This is a genomic window from Herbaspirillum lusitanum P6-12, from assembly GCF_000256565.1.
Lineage (GTDB): Bacteria > Pseudomonadota > Gammaproteobacteria > Burkholderiales > Burkholderiaceae_D > Herbaspirillum > Herbaspirillum lusitanum.
In genome coordinates, this window is the sequence record NZ_AJHH01000612.1 from 1 (window position 1) to 6,810 (window position 6,810).

Annotated in this window: 7 protein-coding genes; 3 read left to right on the plus strand and 4 right to left on the minus strand. The window is 59.7% G+C overall.

What is annotated here, in order from left to right:
* Positions 1–286: 286 nt before the first annotated feature.
* On the minus strand, positions 287–613 hold the full coding sequence (locus HLUSI_RS0120175; protein ID WP_016835666.1) for a hypothetical protein: 327 nt from the start codon (positions 611–613) through the stop codon (positions 287–289).
* A 182-nt stretch (positions 614–795) separates the two neighbouring features.
* Here HLUSI_RS0120175 and aroQ point away from each other — a divergent pair, with 182 nt between their 5' ends.
* Positions 796–1,380 (plus strand): gamma subclass chorismate mutase AroQ, encoded by a 585-nt coding sequence (gene aroQ, locus HLUSI_RS0120180; RefSeq protein WP_016835667.1) that lies wholly within the window; start codon positions 796–798, stop codon positions 1,378–1,380.
* A 28-nt stretch (positions 1,381–1,408) separates the two neighbouring features.
* Here aroQ and HLUSI_RS0120185 read toward each other — a convergent pair whose 3' ends face one another.
* Positions 1,409–2,104 carry a M15 family metallopeptidase gene (locus HLUSI_RS0120185; protein ID WP_016835668.1) on the minus strand — a complete coding sequence of 232 codons (696 nt, stop codon included), beginning with the start codon at positions 2,102–2,104 and terminating at the stop codon, positions 1,409–1,411.
* 352 nt (positions 2,105–2,456) lie between these two features.
* On the opposite strand from HLUSI_RS0120185, the gene HLUSI_RS31930 reads away from it, so the two are divergent.
* On the plus strand, positions 2,457–2,654 hold the full coding sequence (locus HLUSI_RS31930) for a hypothetical protein (protein WP_238534049.1): 198 nt from the start codon (positions 2,457–2,459) through the stop codon (positions 2,652–2,654).
* Positions 2,655–2,904: 250 nt separating this feature from the next.
* On the opposite strand, the gene HLUSI_RS0120190 is transcribed toward HLUSI_RS31930, so the two are convergent.
* Together HLUSI_RS0120190 and HLUSI_RS0120195 are read right to left on the minus strand one after the other, a co-directional pair.
* Positions 2,905–3,705, minus strand: a complete 801-nt coding sequence (locus HLUSI_RS0120190; protein WP_016835670.1) for a MetQ/NlpA family ABC transporter substrate-binding protein — start codon at positions 3,703–3,705, stop codon at positions 2,905–2,907.
* Between the two features lie 131 nt (positions 3,706–3,836).
* Entirely contained in the window at positions 3,837–4,613 is a 777-nt protein-coding gene (locus tag HLUSI_RS0120195) for a phosphodiester glycosidase family protein (RefSeq protein ID WP_083831006.1), read from the minus strand.
* A gap of 315 nt (positions 4,614–4,928) precedes the next feature.
* On the opposite strand from HLUSI_RS0120195, the gene HLUSI_RS0120200 reads away from it, so the two are divergent.
* Complete coding sequence (locus HLUSI_RS0120200; protein WP_016835672.1) at positions 4,929–6,635, plus strand: methyl-accepting chemotaxis protein; 1,707 nt, start codon at positions 4,929–4,931, stop codon at positions 6,633–6,635.
* Positions 6,636–6,810: the final 175 nt, after the last annotated feature.

The window sequence follows — 6,810 nt, forward strand, 5'->3', positions numbered from 1 at the left end:
CGTTGGTTTGTTTGGTTGCCGTGTTGGTGTCGGTCTTGATGTCGCCGCCGGCGTTGGCGACCAGCTTGGCGAAGTCGACGGTGGATTTGCGTTTGGATGCAGCTTGCTGTTGCGCGTGGACATTGGCGGCAGCAGTGCTCGACGATACGGTGTTGGTCATGTGGTCACCCCTATAAAAACTAACGGACAAAAAGCGAACGGACGAATTCTGTGTTCTGTTCCAGCGTAGCCAGTATAGGGGAGGAAATTCGCGCTCTTGACGTCGTGCGGGGAAACTTACACAGCTTTACGAGCGTGAAGAGGCGGCGTCTTTTCCTTGTAACTGCACGATGGGCGAGCTTGCGTTGAAATCATTCTCGTCATGGTCATCGATCTCCAGCGCCAGCATGGTTTCGTAAGCTTCGACGGCGGCGCGGCGATAGGCGGGCGAGTTGCGGCGGCGCTCGGCGGCGGTGAGTTGCTGCGCGGGTTTGCGTGCGGCGGGCGAGGGGGAAGTCGCGCGACGTGACGCGGAGGAGCGTGTCGGCAGCGGGGCAACCGGACGCGGACGCGTGAGCCAGGTCACAAAAACCGGCAACAGCAGGATCGGCCAGATCAGGAAAATGAATTGCATGACATTCTCGGAGCGTGAAAGAGATGCTTGCATTGTCCCGGGTCAGCGTGTCGCGCAATATAGGAAAAATCTCAAACGCATATACCCGGTGTGGGCGTGCAACGCATTGCACGGCGACAAGAGTGGGCAAGGCGGCGGCGATTGTGTTTCAATGGCGGTTCCCATTTTTTTGAGAGACCGCGATGAATTCATTGCGCTACGCCGCGCGCCTGAGTGTACTGTTGCAGGCCTTCGTATTGATGTTGCTGCTGGCGGGCTGTGAATCCATGTCGACTACGCCGGACGATGCCGCACGGCAGAAAATCGACGGTTTGCTGACCCTGATCGATCAACGTCTCGACGTGGCCGTGAAGGTGGCGCAGACGAAGTGGAATTCCGGCGCGCCGATCAATGATCCCGCACGCGAGCGCCAGATCCTCGATGATCTCACGGCGTCGCTGAAGACTGCGGATACGCAAGAGAAGTCATTCATGCGCCGCTTCTTCCAGGCGCAATTCGATGCGGGGAAAATCATCCAGGCGGCACTGCATGCGCAATGGCGGCAGGAAGCGCACGCGCGTTTCGCCAATCCGCCCGATCTGGCGCGCGATATTCGCCCCGAGCTCGACCGGCTGACACCCTTGCTGATTGATGCCCTGGGTCAGGTGCGGCCGTTGTTGCAACAGCCGGATGCCAAAACTTATCTACGGCAGCGCGCCGATGTGCTGGTGCGCGGCGACAGCAACGGCGTGGTACGCGCGGAGGCGCTGCGGGTGTTGCTGGAGTAGCTGTCAGGTAGTCCCGGCAAGCATTGCTTCAGCGCTTGCTCTGTCCGGCGCAAGCCTTGCGGCGCGTCGCCAGGCTTGGCATGGCGACGATGTCGCTGCGCTGCATGCACACGCCATAGCCTTGCGCATAGGAAGCAAATTCGGCGCGCGCCTGATCCTTCGGCAGCGTCACCAGGCGACCGATGAAATCGCGGCTGCCGATTTCAAAATGCTGATAGTCGATCGGCTGTTTCCAATACCCGCCCCAGACCAGGAAGCCGTGCCGGAAGAAGACTTCCAGCACTTGCTCCGCCATGCCCGGCCTCAGCTTGCGCGAACTATACGCGCTCGCTGCGGATGGCTGCACCTTGGTCTGTCCTGCGGCATCCTTGCCGATGTAGGGGTTCTGCAAGGGATTTATGTCGATCGCGACGCCGTAGGCGTGCTTGGACCAGGCGCCGCCGCCGGTGATCGGACGACCGTTGAAGGCTGAACTGTTGTTGTGCTCCATCGACACTTCGTCGTCGCCGTGATAAACCTCCATCGGCTGCGCCCGCTGCAGCGGGAATTTGCGTTCCAGCAGTTCATTGAAAATCGCTTGCACTTGCGGCGCCACGGCGTCGAGTACGACCACGCTGCCGTCATCATGCAGTTTGCCGCCGAAGTCGCGATAGGAAAACGAAACCAGCACGAGACGCTCGCAAGGCACGGGATTGGCCGCGCTCAATACTTGGTTTTCTTGCATTATTGCGCATTGCCGGTTTGTCAACGGAGTGACGTCGGCCAAGGCAATCCCGCTCGTGGCCAGGCCGCAGGCGGTAAGGAGCGCGGAAAAGAAAAAATGGTGGAACAACACGGGGGCGCAAGGACGCATGAGCGGTGAGAAAAGAAATTATCGGGAGGTTTTGTTGCGGATACTTACGCAAAGATGCGCAATTCTCCTACAAGATGACCGCGACGGGGCGGGAACGATTGAATCCGAGAACATCTAAATTTGTGGAGGTAGCAGGGACTTGCCTGGACCTGTCGTACCCATTCGTGTTCAACAACTCTTGGAGGCAACTATGTTAGTACGCCATGCAGTCTTAGCTTCAGTCATGTTCACGGCTCTTCTGGCCGGTTGCAACAAGCGCGATGAAGCGCCCGCCACACCGGCGCCGGCGACCGATTCGAGCGCGACCCCCGCGCCGGCAACGCCAACTCCGCCGGCGATTGCGCCGCCACCGGCAGCACCGGCTACTCCGGCTGCGCCACCACCGGCTGACGCAGGCGGAACCGGCGACAAGAAGCCCTGACAAATTGGGGAAGCAGGAACGCGATGATGCCGGATGACTCCGGCACGCGCAGTCTTCAGCGAAAGTTGAAGATATTGGACAAGGGTTTGGAAGAAGTGCGAACTTTGTCCGCAAGAGGGAATCCTAAAAATGGTTGAACTGTTCCTTCAACCTCCCTCTTGAAAGGGATTTTGACCCGCGGCACAGAGTCTGCGGGTCTTTTTTATGGGCGAACGGTTTGTGATGTTCGCCCATTGAGCCGATCAGATCCTCAGAACGCCGGCACCAGCGAACCCTTGAATTCGCTTTCGATGAAACTGCGCACTTCCGCCGATTGATAGGCCTTCACGAGCTTCTTCGCCCATGGCTTGTCCTTGTCTTCGGTGCGCGTCACGATCAGGTTGGCGTAGCGCCCCTTGGCGTCTTCCACCGCGATGGTGTCGCGTTGCAGGGACAGGCCGGCCTTGACCGCGTAATCGTTGTTGATCGATGCCGCGGCCAGGTCGTCGAGCGAGCGCGGCAACTGCGCAGCGTCGAGCTCGATCAGTTTCAGTTTCTTCGGATTCTCGATCACGTCGAGCGGAGTCGCGTTGATGCCGTTTTCACCGACACCCGGCTTCAGTTTGATCAGGCCGTATTTTTGCAGCAGCAACAAGGCGCGGTTGCCATTGGACGGATCGTTCTGGATGCCGATGCTGGCGCCTTGCGGCAGTTGATCGACGGATTTGTATTTCTTCGAATAGATGCCCAGCGGCGCCGTGATGGTCAGGCCGACCGGCGTCAGTTTGTAGCCGCGCGCCTTGATCTGACTGTCGAGGAAGGGCTGGTGCTGGAAGGCGTTGGCGTCGAGGTCGCCGGCGTTGAGCGCTTCGTTGGGCTGCAGGTAGTCGCTGAAGGTGACGATCTGGATATCGAGGCCATCGCGCGCGGCGACTTTCTTGACCACTTCAAAAGTCTGCTCGGCGTTGCCGACCGAGACGCCTACCTTGATCTTTTGCTTGTCCTGTGCCGACACGGCATTGGCGCCCAGCGCCAGTAAAACGAATAATACGGAAACCGACCAGCGACGCATTTTTTCTCCCGAGGATAGGTAGATTGCCTGGCGCCCTGAATGGGCGAGGCGGGCAAGGCGCGATGGTCACATATCGCCTGGCGTGGGAGAACGAAGGATTTCGCATGTCGATATGCGCATTTGCAAGCGCTCTACTTGTCTGCTGTTTTCACCACCGCAATGATGGCCCCGAACGCCGGCCCGAGATCGGCCTCCAGCGAGGGATACATGCGCGAGATGTTGCCGTCGAGGTAGAGCGCGTCGACGCAACGCAAGCGGTCGCGCAGGAACAGCGCGAAATCATGGAAGCTGATCGGATTCCTGGCGATGGCGAGGATGACTTTCTGTGCCGGATCGATGCACACGGCGTTGCGCACGAACAGGTTGATCGAGCCCGGATCGAAAGCCGCGTTGATCTCGCCGTTGCGCAGCATCAGCGGCCCCGATTGCGTCGCGTACACCGCCTGCGACAGCCAGCGCTCGCGGTCGCCGTCGACCGTGGCGGTATCGACGATGCGCGCGCGACCTTCTTCGACGATGAAGACGCCGTTGGGCTGCAAATAGAAATTGCCGTAGGCATCGCGCCGCGTGTTGAGCTTGCGCAGCGTCACGCCGCCTTCGACGTACAGCCCTAGCGGCCGGAGCTCCTTGTCATAAATGCCGGCGTTGGTGGCGCAGACCATGTCCTTGCCTTGCGGGCGCAGCCAGTTGCGCAGCGCCGAGAAGGTGCCGAACACCTTGCCGGCCGGATCCTTCCAGTACATGCGCAGGGAGTCTTGCTGCGGGTCGACGGTGCAAGTGTTGATATTGATTTGTTGATAACGATACTGGTGCAGTTCGGCGGCGCCGGCAGCGGCAACGATAGCGACGAACAGGATAAAGACGAGCAGTTGCAGCCATCGTCGGGCCGGATGAGTGGGCAGGGGCATGCGGGCGAAATTGGTCAGTGAAATTGTGAAGAGTAACAAAGAGCGCTCAAGAAATCGCGCGCGTTGCCGTAAAGAATCAAGTTTCACCGTGCATTCAAGCTTCACAGCGCCACTGTTCCGACAGTGACGCAATAAAAAAAATATCGCAATGAAAATCACATACGGAAGCCGGCAAGCAGTTCTTCAACACCGCCGGCAAGCCACCAACGCCACAGGGGCAACCATAGCCCCGACGCTGTCTTCTGCTTTCTTCCACGCCCCCACATCATCACGGGGACGCGGCAACCGCACTTCCTTGATCCCAAAGAGCATCTCATGAAATGGTTTTACAACTTGAAAATCGCCCACAAACTGTTGCTGTCGTTTGTGGCGGTACTGCTATTGACCACGCTTCTCGGCGCCTTCTCGATCGCTCAGATTGCGCGCGTCAATCAAGCCTCCACCGACATCAGCACCAACTGGCTGCCGGCAATGCGCGCCGCGCTGCAAATGAAGACCGCGCTGAGCCGCATCCGCGTCGCCGAACTGCAGCACATCCAATCCGACAACGAAGCGGATTTCTCACTCTATGAGAAATCGATCGAGGGGCAACTGGCCCAGCTGAAAAAATTCGACAGCATTTATGCGCCGCTGATTTCGGAGCCGGACGAGAAGATCGTCTATCCCGAATTCAAGAAGAACCTCGCAGCCTATCTGGCGGAAAACCAGAAAATCGTGATGCTTGCACGCGGCGGTCTCAACGACGAGGCGCGCCTGCTGATTCGCGGCGACTCGACCAAGCTCTACCTGGCGATGACCGAGCAGCTCGATCGCCTCAGCGGCATCAACGAAGCCGGCAGCGCCATCGCCGACCAGACCGCCTCCAGCACCTATGAAGCGGCACGCATCTGGATTGTGGTGATCCTGTGCATCAGCGTGGCGCTGGGATTGCTGCTGGCATTTTGGGTTGCGGCAATTGTGTCGCGTCCCCTGACAAGCGCCGTCGGCATCGCCCAGCGCGTCGCCGCCGGCGACCTGACCGCGCGCATCGAGGTCCAGTCGCGCGACGAAACCGGACAATTGATGGGCGCGCTCAAGGCCATGAACGACAGTCTGCTGAACATCGTGTCGCAGGTGCGCACCGGGACCGACACCATCGCTACGGCGTCGACCCAGATCGCCAGCGGTAATCTCGACCTGTCGTCGCGCACGGAAGAACAGGCCAGTTCGCTGGAAGAAACCGCCTCGTCGATGGAAGAACTGACCTCGACCGTCAAGCAGAACGCCGACAATGCGCGCCAGGCCAATCAACTGGCGGAATCGGCATCGGCCGTGGCGATCCAGGGCGGCAGCGTGGTCGGCCAGGTGGTCGACACCATGGGCGCGATCAATGACTCCTCGCGCAAGATCGTCGATATCATCAGCGTCATCGACGGTATCGCCTTCCAGACCAATATCCTGGCCTTGAATGCCGCGGTGGAAGCAGCGCGCGCCGGCGAGCAGGGTCGCGGCTTCGCCGTGGTCGCCTCCGAAGTGCGCAGCCTGGCGCAGCGCTCCGCCGCCGCCGCCAAGGAAATCAAGACCCTGATCGACGATTCGGTCGGCAAGGTCGACTCCGGCAGCCGGCTGGTCGAGCAGGCCGGCGCGACGATGGCGGAGGTGGTCGCCAGCGTCAGGCGCGTGACCGACATCGTCGGCGAAATCAGTTCGGCCAGCCAGGAGCAGAGCGCCGGCATCGAGCAGGTCAACCAGGCCATCGCCCAGATGGACGAGGTCACGCAACAGAACGCCGCGCTGGTGGAGGAAGCCGCCGCCGCCGCGCAATCGCTGCAGGACCAGGCCGCCACCTTGTCGGAAGTGGTCAGCGTGTTCAATATCGGTCAGGCGCAAGTGCGTGCCGTGAGCGATGTGAAAAAGACGGCGACCGTCGCCAAACGCGCCATCGACGTCACGCCGCGCACGACAGCGCTGCAACCTCGAAGCACGCCGAAATTGGTAGTGCCCAGGACGCCGGACAGCGAGTCGGATTGGGAGCAGTTCTAAGTAATTTCACCGTCCGCCTTGAAGAACGCCGCGCTGAATAATTCAGGCGGCGTTTTTTCCTGGGCGGCAACGTTTACAGGGCGGTTTTCAAGCATTTCCGGCCATGCTGGGTGCGCCGCAACAAGCATGGATTTGGAAATATGGGAAAAGGTTTTTTTTTTTTTTTTTTTTTTTT

Excerpts from the sequence above, each read along its gene's own strand:
- HLUSI_RS0120175 (WP_016835666.1), bottom strand. The coding sequence starts at position 613 with ATGCAATTCATTTTCCTGATCTGGCCGATCCTGCTGTTGCCGGTTTTT.
- aroQ (WP_016835667.1), top strand. The coding sequence starts at position 796 with ATGAATTCATTGCGCTACGCCGCGCGCCTGAGTGTACTGTTGCAGGCC.
- HLUSI_RS0120185 (WP_016835668.1), bottom strand. The coding sequence starts at position 2,104 with ATGCAAGAAAACCAAGTATTGAGCGCGGCCAATCCCGTGCCTTGCGAG.
- HLUSI_RS31930 (WP_238534049.1), top strand. The coding sequence starts at position 2,457 with ATGTTCACGGCTCTTCTGGCCGGTTGCAACAAGCGCGATGAAGCGCCC.
- HLUSI_RS0120190 (WP_016835670.1), bottom strand. The coding sequence starts at position 3,705 with ATGCGTCGCTGGTCGGTTTCCGTATTATTCGTTTTACTGGCGCTGGGC.
- HLUSI_RS0120195 (WP_083831006.1), bottom strand. The coding sequence starts at position 4,613 with ATGCCCCTGCCCACTCATCCGGCCCGACGATGGCTGCAACTGCTCGTC.
- HLUSI_RS0120200 (WP_016835672.1), top strand. The coding sequence starts at position 4,929 with ATGAAATGGTTTTACAACTTGAAAATCGCCCACAAACTGTTGCTGTCG.